A 16225-nucleotide genomic window follows, 5' to 3' on the forward strand; every position below is an offset into this window, starting at 1 on the left:
CGATGGCGGCGCTTCCTAAGGCGATCCTGTTCGACCTCGACGACACGCTGATCCGCGCCTACGCCCAGCCCGAGGAGGCGTGGACGCGCCTGCTGCATGTCTTCGCGGCCCACCTCGATGCCCATGACGCCCAATCCATCGACCGCGTGCGCGTGGCCGTGATGGAAGAGGCCCGCGCCTTCTGGAACGACCGCGCGGAAGCCGCCAAATGGCGGCTGAACATTCCCGGCGCCCGCCGCCTCTCGGTGCGGCGCGGTCTCGCCAGGCTCGGCCGCGCCGACGACGAACTGGCCGACCGCATCGCCGATGCCTTCACCGAGCTGCGCCGCACCGAATACCGGCTCTATCCCGACGCCCACGCCACCGTCGATGCGCTGCGCGACGCCGGCGTCCGCCTCGCCCTCGTGACCAACGGCGCCTCCGAGACCCAGCGCGCCAAGATCGAGCGCTTCGAGCTCGCCCACCGCTTCCACCACATCCAGATCGAGGGCGAGTTCGGCCAGGGCAAGCCCGAGCTCGCCGTCTACCGCCACGCGCTGGAGCGGCTGGACGTGCCGGCGGCCGACGCCTGGATGGTGGGCGACAACTACGAATGGGAAGTGGTGGCGCCGCAGCAGCTCGGCATGTGCGGCATCTGGTACGACCCGTTTGGCGCCGGCGTGCCCGCGCACGCCACCGCCCAGCCGACGCGCATCATCAAGCGGCTCTCCGAACTGGTGGAATAGCCCGGGCCCAAAGGCGCGATTCCGGCCCAACGCCGGTGACGGAATTTCGTGTTCCGACACCGCGAAAAGCCATCACCGGCAGGCTTTTGGGCCCCTCAACGGGCCCACCTGAAACGTGGGAGTGTTGGGCCCGAAGTTGGGCCGGACTCCGAGATGAGCCTTATTCGACGGGCTTTTCTGCATCTCGCTCGTTCTTCGCTCGCACCTGCCCCGGCGCACCCTGTGCCCAGGGTGTCGTTAAGTGTCTGTTCCGGCGTCGTTATTCGGCGCGCGGTTGAGACGGGGTCGTTCTTGGGACTGTCCACGACTGAGGAGCCGCGGCGGCTGCACCAGCGCATTGCGCGATCCCGCGGCCCCTCTTGCGGACTCCAGAGGGCGCGGGCAGGTCTTGCCGGAAATGGAAAAGGCCGACGCATGCCTCGCGCCAGCCTATGGAACAATCTAATGAAAACCTGCTGAACTTGCAACTAAATACTTGCATATCTGGCAGGGCGACTGCGCAGGGCGATCAATCGGCCCCGGCCTACGCCCGCCAGTCGTCGCCGGGCATGATCCGCCGCATGAACTCGTCGAACAGCGGCACGGTGAAGGCGGTGTCGCCGTGGTTGGGACTCCAGATCATGCCCTTGACGATCAACTGGCTGCGCACCGGGCCAAGCGAGGACACCGGGCGGTCGAGTTCCGTGGCGATGTCGCCCGAGCGGTGCGGACCCGGCCCCAGCTCGGCCATGGCGCGCAGGTATTTCTTCTCGCTGGGCGTCAGGCGGTCGAAGCGCACGCGGAAGAAGCTCTCGTCGAGCGCGGCGATGGCGACCACCGACGCGCTCTCGACATGGCGCTCGCTGATCGGCGAGACCTCGGCGGCTTCCCACGAATGCTTTCCCCATTCCTGCACGAAATAGGGATAACCGTGTGTCTCCGTCACGATGCGCTCGAGCGCGGCGGACGTCACGTCGACGCCCTGGTCTCGCAGCGGCTTGGTGATGGCGAGCTTCGCCGCGTCGCGCGGCAGGGCGCCGATCTCGGGAAACTCGAACATGCGCTCGGCATAGGACTTGGCCTCGCCCATGCGGCCGCGCAGTTGCGGCAGGCCGGCACCGATCAGGATGACGGGAAGCTGGCGCTGCGCCGTCCGGTGGAGCGCGGTGATGAGCGCCGCGAGTTCCTCTTCCCGCACATACTGCAGTTCGTCGATGAAGAGGGCGAACGCGGTGCCCGCAGCCTTGGCCGCCTCTCCCGCCGCCGCCAGCAGCGCCTGCAGATCGTGCTCGAGGTCGCCATTGTCGGCGAGCCCCGGTTCGGGGTCGAAGTCGAGGCCGACCTCTATGTCGGCGTATTTCACCTTGAGGCTTTTCGCGAAACCGGCGAGCGCGCGCAGCGCGCGCCGCGACAGCTCGCGCGCCCGCTCGATACGCGACAACCTGAGCAGGGCCTGGCGGAGTTGGGGCGCCAGCAGTGCCGGCAGGGAGCGCCCCTCCGGCGCCTCCATGCGCAGCGTATGGATGCCCGCGCCTTCGGCATCGTCGCGCATGCGATCGAGCAGCACCGTCTTTCCGACCCCGCGAAGGCCGACCAGCATCATGCTCCGGGCCGGCAGGCCCCGGCGGACCCGCTCGATGGCCACCCGGATCGTCTCCCGCAGCTCGTCGCGGCCCGCCAGCTCGGGCGGCGGCGTTCCGGCACCGGGGGCAAAGGGGTTGGAGACAGGATCCATGGCCGAAATATAGGGAAATTAGGGAATTTATCAAGATTAGATAATTTCACTAATTTCCATCAAATCAGGAGATCCCGCTGTGCCCCCTCATCAGACCAGCTCCAGCCGCAGTTTCCGCCCGACCGCGCGGGCGGCGCGGGTGAGCGTGCCCAGCGTCACCGACTCGTTGTCCGGATCGAGCACGCGATCGAGCTGGGCCCGGCTCGTCTGCATGCGTTTTGCCAGCATGGTCTTGGTGAGCTGCTCCTCGCGCATCAGGGCACCGAGCTGGCGGGCGATCACGCGCTTGACCTTGCCGTAGTCGGATTGCTTGTAGTCGCCACGCAGGAGATCGGCGACGGACCAGAGAAAAGAAGAGAGATTGGGATCAGCCATTGGGATTTCGTGTCGCCTGAGATGTCGCCATGGCCGCTAGCTTCCCCCTCGAAACGCGCTCTGGTTGCAGGCCGGCAGTGTTGGCGATGCGGCGCGGCGGCGCAACCGCATGATGATGCGAGGGGGCGCTTCTCAGCCGTCGTGTGACGAAGAATGAGGAGACCCACCTCACCTCGGGAGGAGCCTTTCAGCGCGGTGGCGGCAGAGCCGCGACGATTGACTCCAGCGCAGACACGAGCCGCGGCGCGTCGCGCTCGGCGGTCTTCCAGATTTCGTCCAGGTCGACGCGGCCGTATTCATGGGCGATGACATTGCGCATGCCGACGATGTCCTGCCATGGCACGGCGGGATGGGCCTGCCGCGTGCCGGCGGAGATCCGCCGGGCACATTCTCCAACGAGTTCCAGGGCCCTTTCGAGAGCGCGCAGAAACGCCCTGTCCCGGTCGAGGTCGGCGCGCTTGCGCCCCCGGCTGAACGCCACGACCTCGCGGGCGAAGCCCAGCATGTCGACGAGCGAGGCCCGGTCTTCGTCGTCAGGCGGCATAGAGCGGGCGACGATCGCGGCGAATCGAAGCGAGCCGGTAGGGATTGGTGACGTTGCGCTCGCGCACCAGATCGACCGGACGTCCGAACAGCTCGGCGAGCTCGGCGCGCAGGCGGGCGGTATCGAGGAGGCTCCAGTCGGCCGTGGGATCGTAGTCGACCAGCAGATCGACGTCGCTGTCCGGCCGCGCCTCATCGCGCGCCTGCGAGCCGAAAAGACTCAACTCGCGAATCTTCCAGCGGCGGCACAGCGCTTCCAGCCGATCGGGGGGCGGTGCGGCGAGCGTGGACATGGCGGTATCCTATCATGGCCGCCGGGCGCTGCCCAACGCCGGACCGGGAGCGGCCAGCGCCGGCACTTCGTCAACGCCTCACTCCGCGGCGACGGCGACCTGCTTCGCGCGGATCGCCGCGATCTTCGCCTGGGCCCGCGCACGGCGCTCGTCGAACTTCGCCAGCCGCCGTTGCGGGTTCGCCTGCACGACGTTGTCGGCGGATCCTGGGTTCTTCTGCGACCCGACCCAGCCGTGCGCGGCGATGTCGAAGATGATGCCGTCGAGGTCGGTGTGCTTGATCTCGTAGCCGTTGGGATTGTTGGTGTCGCCCATGATCCAGGTGGCGCCGGTGTTGCGCGCGATCCGGCCCTGTTCGACCACGTCATCGACCCAGAAGCCGATGTGGTGGATGCCGACGAAGTCCGTGCCGGTGCCCTGCGAGGCCTCGTCGTTCTTGAAGTGGAGGATGGCGAGGTTGACCACGCCGTCGGTCAGGAACACGCCCTCGGCCAGCGGGCCGTCGAGTTCCAGGACTTCCTGCAGGCCGACGGCCTGCTTGTAGAATTCGGCGGTCTCCCACGGGTCCTTCACGCTGAGGGCAATGTGGCGGATGCGGCCTCTGGTCTCGGCGGTCATCGGCTTGCTCCCTTCCATCAGTTGGCGGTCATCAGCGATCGGCCGGGCAGTGTAACGGAAATCGGGCCGGCGACCCAGGCGGCCCCCTCCGCCCCCTTCGGGGGCGCCTTCCCCGAGACGCAGGGCAATCGCATATGGCTCTCGTTCTCCTCCCTCGCGCTCTTGCGCGGGGGAGGTGCCCGTAGGGCGGAGGGGGTCGGAAGGCTCGCGCGCTGGTCTTTGACCCCCTCCGGCCTTCGGCCACCTCCCCCAGTCATGCCTATGAAGGCATGACTGGGGGAGGAGAAGAGCTGTTTCGCGCGGTCCCCGGGCAGGGTGGGGTTTTGACTCGGGCCAGCCATTCTGCCTAGCCTTGCGGCGTCATCCTTCCCGGCGACGGAATGAATTGAGAGTTGCCGCCGTGGAGGCGATCGCCCTGGTATTCCTCGTTCGAGGAGGAACGGATGAACCCGGAAGAACTCACCAATTCCCTCGGCCGCGCGGTCGCCGCGGTCTGGGGAGAGCTGCCGGCCAGCGTACAGCACGAGCTGTTCGAGTCGGCGGTACGGCTGTCGGGCCCGGGCACCCGCGAGCAGCTGGCCGTCTTCCTGCATCGCCGGCATCCGCGAACCTTCGACGGCGGAACGCCGTCCCGGGCGGTGCCCGAGCCGGACAGCCTGGGCGGGTAGCGGCCGACGGAGCGGCCGAGCCCTTGCCTTCTCCGCGCCGCTGCGCGGGGGAGGAGAAGAACTATTTCGCGCGATCCTCGGGCAGCTTGTCTTTGGTCTGCAGCATCAGACGCCCGACGCGGCCGCCCTCGACCAGGTGCGTCTTCAGGACCTCATCGATGTCTTCCTTCGTCGGCACCGAATACCAGACGCCTTCAGGATAGATCACCAGGGTGGGCCCGAGCTCGCAGCGGTCGAGGCAGCCGGCGCTGTTGATGCGGACGTTTTTCAGGCCGAGCTCTTTCGCGCGACTCTTCATGTGGTCGCGCAGCGCCTCGCCGTCCTTCTCGGCGCAGCAGCCGCGCGGATGGCCGGCGGGGCGGCGGTTGGTGCAGCAGAAGACGTGGGCTTCGTAGTAGGGCTTCGGATCAGACGACTTCTCACGCTCGCTCATCGCCCGGTCAGCCCTTCTTGGCCGTGCCGGAAGCGATGCCGGCGAGCTGCTGCCAGAAGGCCTGCTGCATCTGCTGCATCTGCTCGACGCCCTGCATCGAGGCCGGCAGCCAGGTCTTGAACACCGTCTCGGGGTTCATGGCGCCCAGGTTGGCGCGCAGCCGCTCCTCGATCTCGCCCATGATGCGGTCCTGCATCGGCTTGAGGTCGGGCAGGCCGAAGAAGGCGCGGGCCTCCTCGGGGGTGCAGGTCACTTCGACATTCACTTTCATGGCTGTCTCTCCGTTTCGGCGACTTTAGCATGCTATGACCCCTCCATGACGACTCCCCTCCTTCCGGCGTGGCTGGCCCCGAATCCCCGGCTCGACCGCGACCTCGCCTTCGGCCGCGACCAGCAGTTCGTGGTCAATCCCAACGGCATCCCCGAGCTGCTGGCGGAGCTGGGCCAATGTCCCGCCCACAAGGTGACGCCGCTGCACCGCCTGCCGGCGCTGGCGGAACGGCTGGGGGTGGGCGAGGTCCGGGTCAAGGACGAGAGCCAGCGCTTCGGCTTCGGCGCCTTCAAGGCACTGGGCGGCGTGCTGGCGGTCTACAACGTGCTGTCGGGCGCGGTGGGCGATGCCTACCATTCGAGCCCGACGTTCGCCGACGTGATGGCGGGCAAGCACCGCGAGGTGACGGCAAAGTACATCTTCACCACCGCGAGCTCGGGCAACCATGGCCGCTCGGTCGCGGCCGGCGCAAAACTGTTCGGCAATCGCTGCGTGATCTTCCTGCCCAGGTTCACCAGCGCGGACAAGGAGGCGGCGATCCGGGCGCGCGGCGCCGAGGTGATCCGCGTCGACGGCGACTACGACACCGCCGTCGCCGAATGCCGCCGCCAGGCCGAGGCCAAGGGCTGGACGATCATCTCCGACACCTCGTGGGAGGGCTACGACGCGATCCCGAGGAGCGTGATGCGCGGCTACACGGTGCTGGTCGAAGAGGTCGTCCGGCAATGGCCCGACGCGCCGACGCATGTGTTCGTGCAGGCCGGTGTCGGCGGACTGGCCGCGGCGGTGATCGGCTACCTGTGGGCGGTGCTGCCCCAGCGTCCGGTTTTCATCGTCGTCGAACCCGTGAGCGCCGACTGCTGGTTCCAGAGCAATCTCGCCGGCAAACCCACGCTCGCCAGCGGCAACGCCGACACGGCGATGGGTGGGCTCGCCTGCCGCGAGATCTCGCCGGTGACGTGGCCGGTGATCGGCCTCGCCGCCGACTGGTTCATGACCATCGAGGAGGACGAGGTGCTGCCGGCGCGCCGGCTGTTCGCCCGGCCGCTGGGCGACGATCCCGCCATCGTGTCCGGTCCGTCGGGCTGCGCGGGCCTGGCCGGCCTCACCCGGATCTGCACCGAGGCCGCCGCCTTCGAGGCCCTGGGCCTCGACCGGAACGCGCGCGTGCTGCTGATCAACAGCGAAGGCGATCTCGGCGAGCCGCTGAGCGACTGAGGCTCCTTGCTCCGCCCTACGAAGCGACGCATCCTCGGGCAAATCCCGAAGGAGTTTCGTTCGTGCAGCTTCAGCTAAAGACCTGGCAATTCGTCGACGACTATCTCAAGACCAAGACCGGCATCATCATCCCGATCGGCTCGACCGAGCAGCACGGGCCGACCGGCCTGATCGGCACCGACGCGCTCACCGCCGAGATGATCGGGCGCGGCGCCGGTGAAAAGGTGGGTGCGCTGGTGGCGCCGACGATTTCTGTCGGCATGGCGCAGCATCACCTGGGGTTCGCGGGGTCGATCACGCTCAAGCCCACGACGCTGATTGCCGTGGTTCGAGATACGGTCGTGTCGCTGGCGCGGCACGGTTTTACACGCTTCTTCTTCGTGAACGGCCACGGCGGCAACATCGCCACGGTGACGGCGGCGTTCTCCGAGATCTATTCCGAGCGTTCGATGGAAAAGATGAGCAACCAGCCCTCGATCAAGTGCGCCCTTCGCAACTGGTGGGACGGGCCCGGCATCAAGAAGCTCAGCCAGGAACTCTATCCCGTGGGCGAGGGCAGCCACGCCACCGCCTCGGAAGTGGCGCTCACCTGGTACAAATATCCCGAGACCATCCAGCGCAAGGAGATGGATCCGAAAATCGCGCCCAACGGCTCGTTCGCCGACGCCGAGGATTATCGGCGCACCTTCCCGGACGGCCGCATCGGCTCCGATCCCAACATGGCAACGCCGGAGCACGGCAAGCGTTTCTACGACACCGCTGTCGACGAAGTGGCACGCGACTATGAATCGTGGGTGGCGAGGTAGAGGAGGCCAATCTGACGAGCATCGACCCTCCCCTGCCCGAGACCCGCTTCGCCCGCGCCGGCGATGTCAGCATCGCCTACCAGACGATGACGCAGAAGGCGGGGACCCAGAAGGCGGGCAAAGCGCCCCTCGACCTGATCGTCGTGCCCGGCATGGTTTCCCATGTCGAGTACCTTCATGAATTGCCGGGCTACACCCGGTTCCTGCGTCGTCTCTCCGCGTTCGCCCGGGTCGTGACGTTCGACAAGCGCGGCCAGGGCCTGTCGGACCGCGTTCCCGGCGTGCCCTCGCTCGAGGAACGCGCGGACGACCTCGATGCCGTGATGTCGGCGATCCGCTCGGAGCGGGTGGCGCTGCTGGGTTTCTCCGAGGGCGCCTCGCTCAGTGCGCTCTATTCGGCCACCCACCCGCAGCGTGTCTCCCATCTCGTCCTCTATGGCGGCTTCGCCCGCTGCGCCAACAGTTCCGATTTCTCGCTGATGTTCAGTCCCGAGACGCTGCGCGCCTCGGCCAAGCAATGGGGCAAGGGCCTGAGCGTGCGTTTGTTCGCGCCGAGCCTCGCCGACGACCCCGACCTGAAGCAGATGTGGGCCAAGGGCGAGCGGCTCTGCGTCAGCCCGGGTGCCTACAGGACGATGATCGACACCAATATCGAGGTCGACGTGCGGGCCATCCTGCCGCAGATTCGAGTGCCGACCCTGGTGACGCACCGCGCCACCGATCTCGCCGTGCCGGTCGCGAACGGACGCTATCTCGCCAGCGCGATTCCCGGCGCGAAGTACATCGAGTATCCGGCCGGCGACCACATGCCTTTTGCCGGCACCGACTTCGAGCCGCTGTGCGGCGACATCGAGGAATTCATCACCGGCCATCGGGTGGCCTCTTCGGCCGACACCGAACGGGTACTGGCGACGGTCCTGTTCACCGACATCGTCGAGTCGACGCAGCAACTGGCGCGCGTGGGCGACCGCGCCTGGCGACAGCTTCTCGACGAGCATGACCGGAGCGCCCGCCGGCTGATCGAGCAACACCGCGGCCGCTTCGTGAAGAACACCGGCGACGGCCTGCTGGCGACCTTCGATGGACCTGCGCGTGCGATCCGCTGCGCGCAAGAGCTTCGCGGTGCCTCGGCTTCGTTGGGCGTCACCATCCGCGCCGGACTGCATACCGGCGAGATCGAGTTGCGCGGCGACGATGTCGGCGGCGTTGCCGTCCACGTCGCCTCGCGCGTGTTGGGAACGGCAGGGCCGGACGAGATCGTGGTTTCGCGGGTCCTGCCCGACCTCGTTGCAGGCTCCGGCCTCACCTTCACGCCGCGCGGACTTTGCGAACTGAAGGGCTTCGACGGCACCTGGGAGCTTTTCACGGTGCGCTGAAGCTGGATCGAGAGAGGGGGGAATCATATGAAAGTCGGATTCATCGGGCTCGGCATCATGGGGGCGAGCCTCGCCGCCAACCTGCAGAAGGCCCAGCACAAGGTCACGGTCCATGACGCGAGACGCGCCGCGGCCGACAGCCACATCGAAGCGGGCGCGATCTGGGCCGAAACGCCCGCCGAGGTGGCGCGCAATTCGGACGTGGTTTTCACTTCCCTGCCCGGCCCGCCCGAGGTCGAGGCGGTGGCGCTCGGCCCCGACGGCATCCTGGCCGGCATGAAGCGCGGCGGCGCCTACTTCGATCTCTCGACCAACTCGCGCGCCACCGTCGCCAAGATCGCCGCCGCCTTCGCCGAGAAGGGCGCGCACATGCTCGACGCGCCGGTGAGCGGCGGGCCCAGAGGCGCCAAGACCGGCAAGCTCGCGATCTGGGTCGGCGGCGAGAAGGACGTGTTCGAGAAGTTCAAGGACGTGCTGGGCGCCATGGGCGACCAGGCGCGCTATGTCGGGCCGATCGGCCAGGCGACGGTGGCCAAGCTGGTGCACAACTGCGCCGGCTACGCCATGAACCTCGCCCTGGCCGAGGTCTTCACCATGGGCGTCAAGGCGGGCGTCGATCCGCTCACCCTGTTCGAGGCGGTGCGCCAGGGAGCGCTGGGACGGCGGCGCACCTTCGACGGGCTGATCGACCAGTTCCTGCCCGGCACCTACGATCCGCCCGCCTTCATGCTGCGCCACGCCCACAAGGACGTGTCGCTGGCGGTGGCGCTCGGCAAGGAGGTGAGCGTGCCGATGCGCGCCTGCAACCTCACGCTCGAGGAGATGACCGAGGCGCTGAACCGCGGCTGGGCCGAACGCGATTCACGCTCCGCCATGCTGCTGCAGCAGGAGCGCGCCGGCGTGAAGATCGCCGTCGATGCCGAGAAGCTGCAGGCCGTGGTGAAGGGCGGCGACGTGATCGGCAATGGCTGAATACGAGATCTTTGCCATCCGCTACGCCTGGCGCGACGCCAAGCGCTCGGATCATTTCATCGGCGGCGACCCGCACGACGGGCCGATGCCGATGGACTATTTCACCTGGGTGATTCGCGGTGAGGGTCGCACCATCGTGGTCGACACCGGCTTCACGGCGGAAGTGTCGGCCAGGCGCGGCCGCACGCACCTGCGCTGCCCGATCGAGACGCTGCCGGCGCTGGGCATCGATCCCGATTCGGTCGAGGACGTGGTGCTGACCCATCTGCACTACGACCACGTCGGCAACTTCCACAAGTTCGCTCACGCCCGCTTCCATCTGCAGACACGCGAGATGGGTTTCGTCACCGGCCCCTACATGCGCTACCCGAAGTTCGGCCACAGCTTCGAGGTCGAGGACGTGGTCGGCATGGTGAAGCTCAACTTCAAGGGCCGCGTCGAGCAGCACAACGGCGACTTCGAGCTGGCGCCGAACGTCACGCTGCATCACGTCGGCGGCCACACGCCCGGCCTGCAGATCGTCCGCGTGATGACCCGGCGCGGCTGGGTGGTGCTCGCTTCCGACGCCGCGCACTATTACGAGCATCTGCAGAAGAACCGCTTCTTCACGCAGGCCTTCAACTTGGGCGACATGGTCGACGGCTACAGGACCTGCGAGCGCCTGGCCGCCTCGCCCGACCACATCATTCCCGGCCACGACCCGCTGGTGATGAAGCTCTATCCCGCCGTCTCGCCCAAGCTGGAAGGCATCATCGTGCGGCTCGACGTGCCGCCGAAGAAAGAGGGCTGACCCCCTCCGCCCCGTCAGACGGGGCACCTCCCCCGATGACGGGGGAGGAGAAAATCAGACTCCTCCCCCGTCTCGGGGGAGGTGGCGCGTAGCGCCGGAGGGGGTCTCACCCCACTACCTCCTCACCCTTTCGCGGTGGAGGATGTAGAGGCCAGAGCCCACGATCACCACGATACCGAAAAGCGCCAGCGCATTGGGCACGTCGCCCCAGACAACATAGCCGATGCCCAGCGCCCACAGAATCGAGGCATAGCGGAACGAGCCGATGACGGAGAATTCCGCGCCGGAGCGGAGCGCGATCACCAGGAACTGGTAGCCCGCCGCCAGCAGCAGCGACGAGGCGAGCAGCAGCCCGATCTCGCGTGCCGTCATCGGCTGCCAGCCTTCCACGAACGTCCAGGCGCACCCCACCAGGGCCACGGCGGCGGCCGAAGCAAAGGAAACCACCAGGGTCGGCACCGACGCCGGCAGGTAGCGGCCGAGGACGTCGCGAAAGGCGCCAAGCACGGTGGCGAACAGCACCACCCAGGCCCAGACGTCGATATCGCCCGGCCGCGGCTGGATCACCAGCAGCACACCCAGGAAGCCCAGGATCACCGCACTCCAGCGCCGCCAGCGCACGGTCTCCTTCAGCAGCAGCACGGCGAGTGCTGTGAAGATGAGCGGCGTCGACAGGTTGATGGCAGTGGCGATGGCGAACTGGATATGGAACAGCGCGACGAGATAGACGATCGACGACGCCGCCTCGAGCGCGCCGCGCAACAGCACGTAGGGATGGGCCACGCCGCCGAGCTGCCGCCATGCGCCGGTCATCGCCAGGGCCAGCGTGACCCAGAGCGTGGCGAAGACGCCGCGCACGCCGATTGCCTGGATAGCGGGCACGGTCTCGGCGGCGATCTTGATCAAGGCATCGTTGAAGATGAAGACGACGACCGCCGCCGACATCGCGAGGATGCCGCGGGTATTGTCGATCATGGCTGGGAGCGCGCCACTCCAGTGGCGCTGTCTTCACATGTTGCAGACGAAGATGCGCGACTGGAGTCGCGCGCTCCCAGCGATGACATGAGGCGTTACGCGCCCGACATCTTCAGGATGAGCTTCCACTGCTCGTCGCTCACCGGCACGACCGAGAGGCGCGACTGGCGCACCAAGCCGAAATCTTTTAGCCGCGGGTCGGCCTTGATCGCGGCCAAGGTCACCGGTGTCTTGACCGGCTCCACCGCCTTCACGTCGACCGTCACCGCCTTGCCGTCCTTGTCGGTGGGATCGGGATAGGCTGCCCTGGCGACCTCGGCGATGCCCACGATCTCCTTGCCCTCGTTGGAATGGTAGAAGAAGCAGCGGTCGCCCGGCTTCATCGCCCTGAGGTTGATCGCGGCCTGGGCGTTGCGCACGCCGGTCCACGAGGTTTTCCTGTCCTTGACGAACTGCGGCCACGAATAGGCCGAGGGCTCGGACTTGATGAGCCAATGAGCCATTCCACTCCCCTTCTTATTCGCCTTCGCGGCGCAACGGCCGCGCCAGCAGCGCGCGGATCGCCTCGTCGAGATCGGCGCCGCGGTGCAGGATAGCATCGACGGCAGCACAGATCGGCATTTCGATGCCGAGCTTCGAGGCGCGCGCCAGCACGGCGGGCGCCGTGGCCTCGCCCTCGACGACCTGGCGCCGTCCCTCCATGTGGCGGGCGAGCGACGTGCCCTTGCCCAGCGCAAGGCCGAGCGAACGGTTGCGCGACAGCGGGCCGTTGCAGGTGAGCACGAGATCGCCGAGGCCACTCAATCCGGTGAGCGTCTCGAGCCGGGCACCCATGGCGGTGCCGAGCCGCGCCATCTCGGCGAAGCCGCGGGTGATCAGCGCGGCGGCGGCGTTGTGGCCGAGGCCTCGGCCCTCGACGATGCCGGCGGCGATGGCCAGCACGTTCTTGACCGCGCCGCCCAGCGACACGCCGGCGACGTCGTCGGTCCAGTAGGGCCGGAACATGCCGGCGGCCAGCGCCGCGGCGAGATCGCGGCCGAGACCAGCATCGGCGGTGGCGATGCTGACGGCGGTCGGCAGACCCTGCACCGCTTCCTCGGCGAAGCTCGGCCCCGACAGCATGGCGAGCGGCCGGCCCGGCAGCACCTCGGCCAATACCTCGGGCATCAGCAGGCCGGTCGCGGCCTCGATGCCCTTGGCGCAGATCAGGACCGGGCTGCTGCCCGACAGCTTCGCCGCCACGACGCGAACGGCCTGCGCCGGGCAGGCCAACAACACCGCGTCGCACGTGCCGAGGCTGGCGAGATCGGGCGCGGCCTCGATGCCGGCATCGAGCGCCAGGCCCGGCAGATAGACCGGGTTGGTGCGCTGCTGGGCGATCACCGTCGAGATCGCCGGATCGCGCGACCACAGGGTGACCTGGCGGCCGGCGCGACGGGCGAGACAGGCGAGCGCCGTGCCCCAGGCGCCGCCGCCGACGACGCCGATGTGATGGACCCCGGTCAAAGGCTGGGCCTCACAGGCTGAGGTTCAAGGCGATGGAGATGCGTTCGGCATTGCCGCGGTAGGGCCTCACCTGGTGCAGGATCCACGCCGGGAACATCACCAGGCGGCCGGCCTTGGGACGCACCGTCTCGTTGGCGCCGGCCGAGAGGCCGCCCGGCATGGCGAAGCCCAGGTGCGGCGCATACATGGCGGGCCCCGGCCCGCGCGGATCCATGAATTCGAGTTCGCCGCCCAGCGACGCATCGGCATCGATGCCGGCATCGTCGACATAGAACACCGCCGACCAGTAGCTGCCGGGGTGGGAATGGAACTCGTTGCCGTGGCCGCTGCGGTTGACGTTCGCCCACATGTTGGCGCGCCAGGTGAGGACGACGGGCTTGCCCTCGCGATCGGTCGTCACGCGGTTGGCGAGATTGCGGGCGAGCGCCAGCAGCTTGATCGCGGGCGCGCCGCCCCAGCGGTCCATGTCCCAGGTCGACTGCCAGCCGCCGAGGTTGGAATGCTGCGTGCCGGGATGGGTCTTCTCGCGCTGCTCGATCACCTTGCGCAGCTCGGCGCAGAGCGCCGGCCCGTCGGGCAGGTCCGAGAGGACGATGGGCGTGGCGAACAGCGGAACGATCTCGAAGTCCTTGCTCATGCCCGCCATCCTACACCCGAACCGCCGTGCCGGCGGCGGCGGGATCGAGCGCAGGATCCAGTGGCCAGCGCGGACGCGGCCGGAAGTCGAGCCCGTCCGTCAGGCCGAGCCGCAGGCGTTCGACGCCGGCCCAGGCGATCATGGCGCCGTTGTCGGTGCAGAGCTTTATCGGTGGCGCCACGAGGCGGGCGCCGTGGGCGGCGGCGAGCGTCTCCAGACGCCCGCGCAGGTAGACATTGGCCGCCACCCCGCCCGCGACGACGAGGGTCGGTGACGGCGCGAGGGCGAGCGCGTTGGCACAGCGATCGGCCAGCACGTCGCCGACCGTGCGCTGGAACGAGGCGCAGAGATCGGCGATGGCGCCGGGATCGTCCGGCGGCAGCTTCTCGATCGTTTGCCGGACCGCTGTCTTGAGGCCGGAAAAGGAGAAGTCGCAGCCGGGCTTTCGCCACATCGGCCGCGGCAGGACAAAGCGCTGCGGGTCGCCGCCGACGGCCGCGCGTTCGACCGCCGGGCCGCCGGGAAAGCCGAGACCGAGCAGCTTGGCCGTCTTGTCGAAACACTCGCCGGCCGCGTCGTCGATGGTCGTGCCCAGTCGCGTGAAATCACCGGGCCCACGCACGGTCAGGAGCTGGCAATGGCCGCCCGACGCCAGCAGCAGCAGATAGGGGAAGGCAACATCCTCGGTCAGGCGGACGGAAAGCGCATGGCCCTCGAGATGGTTGATGGCGAGGAACGGCTTGTCGTGGGCGAAGGCCAGTGCCTTGGCGGTCATGACGCCGACCAGCACGCCGCCGATCAGGCCCGGGCCGCCTGTTGCCGCGATGCCGTCGAGATCGGCGAGGCCGAGGCCTGCCTCGGCCAGCGCCTCCGTCACCAGCCCGTCGAGACGCTCGAGGTGGGCGCGGGCGGCGATTTCCGGCACCACGCCGCCGAACCGGCGGTGCTCGGTGAGCTGGCTGTAGACGACATTGGCCAGGATCCGCCCCTTCGGAAGGTTGGCGACGGGGCCGTTCCCTGCGGGCGCCTCGACGATGGCGACCGCCGTTTCGTCGCAGCTTGTTTCGATGCCCAGTACGCGCATGCGTGTCTTCTAGCGTCGCGCGCCCAGCTACGCTAGAGCAACGCCATGACCACTCCCCTTCTGCGGCCCTCTCCTCTTCTGAGATTGGGCACGCGCGGCAGCAAACTGGCGCTCACCCAGGCGGGCCTCGTCCGCGACGCGCTGGCTGCTGCCATGCCGGCCTTGTCGGCCCCCGGCGCCATCGAAATCGTGGCCATCAAGACAACCGGCGACGCCATCCAGGACCGGCCGCTGTCCGAGGCCGGCGGCAAGGGCCTGTTCGTCAAGGAGATCGAGGAAGCGCTTCTGACCCGCCGGATCGACGCCGCGGTCCACAGCATGAAGGACATGCCGACGGCGCAGCCGCCGGGGCTCGCGATCGCGGCCTTCCTGCCGCGCGAGGATGCGCGCGACGTGCTGATCGCGGGCGACGTCCGGCGCATTGCCGACCTGCGGCAGGGCGCCGTTGTCGGCACCTCGGCGCTCCGGCGGCGTGCGCAGTTGCTGCACCGCCGGCCCGACCTGCAGATCGTGAATTTGCGCGGCAACGTCGAGACGCGCCTGGCCAAGCGTGCGGCCAGCACCGTCGAAGCGACGCTGCTGGCGCTGGCCGGCCTCAAGCGACTCGGCATGGCGCATGTCGGCACGCCGGTGCCGGAAGACGAGATGCTGCCCGCCGTCGGCCAGGGCGCGGTCTGCATCGAATGCCGCGAGGACGATGCCCGCACGCGCGGCTGGCTGGCCGCCATCGATCACGCGCCGACAGCCACCTGCGTGGCAGCCGAGCATGCGATGCTGGCCGTGCTCGACGGTTCGTGTCGCACGCCGATCGCCGGTCACGCGATTCTCACACCCGACGGTGGCCTGCATCTGCGTGGCTTGATCGTGAAGCCCGACGGCTCGGAGGCGATAGCCACGGAGCGGCGCGGTCCGGCCGGCGACGCCGAGGCGATGGGCCGCGACGCCGGCCACGAACTCAAGCGCCGCGGCGGGCCGGGCTTCCTCTCGACCTGATGCTGCCGCACCCTTAGACTCGCGGCATGCGTCCGGCCCTGCGATTGCTTCTGGTTCTGTGCGGATCGGCCTTCGGGCTCGCGGCCTGCGAGACGGCGCCGGTCACCGGCCGCTCGCAGATCATGCTGGTGAGCGACAACGAGGAGCGCCAGATGGGCCTGCAGGCCTATCAGCAGGTGCTGGCCAAGGAGCCGCTGTCGCACGATGCCGCGGCCAACGCGCTGGTCG

General features: G+C 68.3%; 21 protein-coding genes. 9 read left to right on the forward strand and 12 right to left on the reverse strand.

The genetic code is table 11. From position 1 onward, the window contains the following. Positions 1–2 precede the first annotated feature (2 nt). Positions 3–725: an HAD family hydrolase gene (locus EPO55_RS05765; protein WP_296335557.1), complete on the forward strand. Its 723-nt coding sequence runs from the start codon at positions 3–5 to the stop codon at positions 723–725. Between the two features lie 523 nt (positions 726–1248). On the opposite strand, the gene EPO55_RS05770 is transcribed toward EPO55_RS05765, so the two are convergent. From EPO55_RS05770 to EPO55_RS05790, 5 genes are all read right to left on the reverse strand, one after another. Further along, positions 1249–2439: an ATP-binding protein gene (locus tag EPO55_RS05770; protein WP_296335558.1), complete on the reverse strand. Its 1191-nt coding sequence runs from the start codon at positions 2437–2439 to the stop codon at positions 1249–1251. Between the two features lie 90 nt (positions 2440–2529). After that, complete coding sequence (locus tag EPO55_RS05775; protein ID WP_296335559.1) at positions 2530–2814, reverse strand: Fis family transcriptional regulator; 285 nt, start codon at positions 2812–2814, stop codon at positions 2530–2532. Positions 2815–3001: 187 nt separating this feature from the next. Beyond that, on the reverse strand, positions 3002–3358 hold the full coding sequence (locus tag EPO55_RS05780; protein ID WP_296335560.1) for a HepT-like ribonuclease domain-containing protein: 357 nt from the start codon (positions 3356–3358) through the stop codon (positions 3002–3004). Beyond that, on the reverse strand, positions 3348–3650 hold the full coding sequence (locus EPO55_RS05785) for a nucleotidyltransferase family protein (RefSeq protein WP_296335561.1): 303 nt from the start codon (positions 3648–3650) through the stop codon (positions 3348–3350). The genes EPO55_RS05780 and EPO55_RS05785 overlap by 11 nt, the downstream gene beginning before the upstream one ends. Before the next feature lie 78 nt (positions 3651–3728). Continuing rightward, entirely contained in the window at positions 3729–4268 is a 540-nt protein-coding gene (locus EPO55_RS05790) for a VOC family protein (protein WP_296335562.1), read from the reverse strand. Between the two features lie 443 nt (positions 4269–4711). Between EPO55_RS05790 and EPO55_RS05795 the strand changes: the two genes are divergently transcribed. Next, positions 4712–4936 (forward strand): hypothetical protein, encoded by a 225-nt coding sequence (locus tag EPO55_RS05795; protein ID WP_296335563.1) that lies wholly within the window; start codon positions 4712–4714, stop codon positions 4934–4936. Between the two features lie 61 nt (positions 4937–4997). Here EPO55_RS05795 and EPO55_RS05800 read toward each other — a convergent pair whose 3' ends face one another. Both EPO55_RS05800 and EPO55_RS05805 read right to left on the reverse strand, forming a co-directional pair. Next, positions 4998–5369 (reverse strand): (2Fe-2S) ferredoxin domain-containing protein, encoded by a 372-nt coding sequence (locus EPO55_RS05800; protein ID WP_296335564.1) that lies wholly within the window; start codon positions 5367–5369, stop codon positions 4998–5000. Between the two features lie 7 nt (positions 5370–5376). Beyond that, the gene (locus EPO55_RS05805) at positions 5377–5640 is read right to left on the reverse strand and encodes a DUF6489 family protein (RefSeq protein WP_296335565.1); all 264 of its coding nucleotides are present in this window, start codon (positions 5638–5640) and stop codon (positions 5377–5379) included. 45 nt (positions 5641–5685) lie between these two features. Between EPO55_RS05805 and EPO55_RS05810 the strand changes: the two genes are divergently transcribed. The 5 genes from EPO55_RS05810 (at position 5686) to EPO55_RS05830 (ending at position 10802) form a co-directional block, all read left to right on the forward strand. Next, the gene (locus tag EPO55_RS05810; protein ID WP_296335566.1) at positions 5686–6858 is read left to right on the forward strand and encodes a diaminopropionate ammonia-lyase; all 1173 of its coding nucleotides are present in this window, start codon (positions 5686–5688) and stop codon (positions 6856–6858) included. 62 nt (positions 6859–6920) lie between these two features. Next, entirely contained in the window at positions 6921–7664 is a 744-nt protein-coding gene (locus tag EPO55_RS05815) for a creatininase family protein (RefSeq protein WP_296335567.1), read from the forward strand. Beyond that, positions 7649–9040: an adenylate/guanylate cyclase domain-containing protein gene (locus tag EPO55_RS05820; RefSeq protein ID WP_296335568.1), complete on the forward strand. Its 1392-nt coding sequence runs from the start codon at positions 7649–7651 to the stop codon at positions 9038–9040. The genes EPO55_RS05815 and EPO55_RS05820 overlap by 16 nt, the downstream gene beginning before the upstream one ends. A 27-nt stretch (positions 9041–9067) precedes the next feature. After that, positions 9068–10012: an NAD(P)-dependent oxidoreductase gene (locus EPO55_RS05825; protein ID WP_296335569.1), complete on the forward strand. Its 945-nt coding sequence runs from the start codon at positions 9068–9070 to the stop codon at positions 10010–10012. Continuing rightward, on the forward strand, positions 10005–10802 hold the full coding sequence (locus EPO55_RS05830) for an N-acyl homoserine lactonase family protein (RefSeq protein WP_296335571.1): 798 nt from the start codon (positions 10005–10007) through the stop codon (positions 10800–10802). The genes EPO55_RS05825 and EPO55_RS05830 overlap by 8 nt, the downstream gene beginning before the upstream one ends. A gap of 114 nt (positions 10803–10916) precedes the next feature. Here EPO55_RS05830 and EPO55_RS05835 read toward each other — a convergent pair whose 3' ends face one another. The 5 genes from EPO55_RS05835 to tsaD form a co-directional block, all read right to left on the reverse strand. Next, positions 10917–11777, reverse strand: coding sequence for a DMT family transporter (locus tag EPO55_RS05835; protein ID WP_296335572.1), 861 nt, complete (start codon positions 11775–11777; stop codon positions 10917–10919). 95 nt (positions 11778–11872) lie between these two features. Beyond that, positions 11873–12280, reverse strand: a complete 408-nt coding sequence (locus tag EPO55_RS05840) for an EVE domain-containing protein (protein WP_296335574.1) — start codon at positions 12278–12280, stop codon at positions 11873–11875. 13 nt (positions 12281–12293) lie between these two features. Then, on the reverse strand, positions 12294–13283 hold the full coding sequence (locus EPO55_RS05845; RefSeq protein WP_296335575.1) for an NAD(P)H-dependent glycerol-3-phosphate dehydrogenase: 990 nt from the start codon (positions 13281–13283) through the stop codon (positions 12294–12296). A 10-nt stretch (positions 13284–13293) separates the two neighbouring features. After that, on the reverse strand, positions 13294–13920 hold the full coding sequence (locus EPO55_RS05850; RefSeq protein ID WP_296335576.1) for a TIGR02466 family protein: 627 nt from the start codon (positions 13918–13920) through the stop codon (positions 13294–13296). 10 nt (positions 13921–13930) lie between these two features. Next, a complete protein-coding gene (gene tsaD, locus EPO55_RS05855; RefSeq protein WP_296335578.1) occupies positions 13931–15004 on the reverse strand; it encodes a tRNA (adenosine(37)-N6)-threonylcarbamoyltransferase complex transferase subunit TsaD in 1074 nt (357 codons plus the stop codon). 45 nt (positions 15005–15049) lie between these two features. Between tsaD and hemC the strand changes: the two genes are divergently transcribed. Continuing rightward, on the forward strand, positions 15050–15997 hold the full coding sequence (gene hemC, locus EPO55_RS05860; protein WP_296335580.1) for a hydroxymethylbilane synthase: 948 nt from the start codon (positions 15050–15052) through the stop codon (positions 15995–15997). Positions 15998–16023: 26 nt separating this feature from the next. Further along, positions 16024–16225: hypothetical protein (locus EPO55_RS05865; RefSeq protein ID WP_296335582.1), on the forward strand; the 202-nt coding region annotated here is incomplete at its 3' end.

Source organism: Reyranella sp. (genome assembly GCF_004296935.1).
Lineage (GTDB): Bacteria > Pseudomonadota > Alphaproteobacteria > Reyranellales > Reyranellaceae > Reyranella.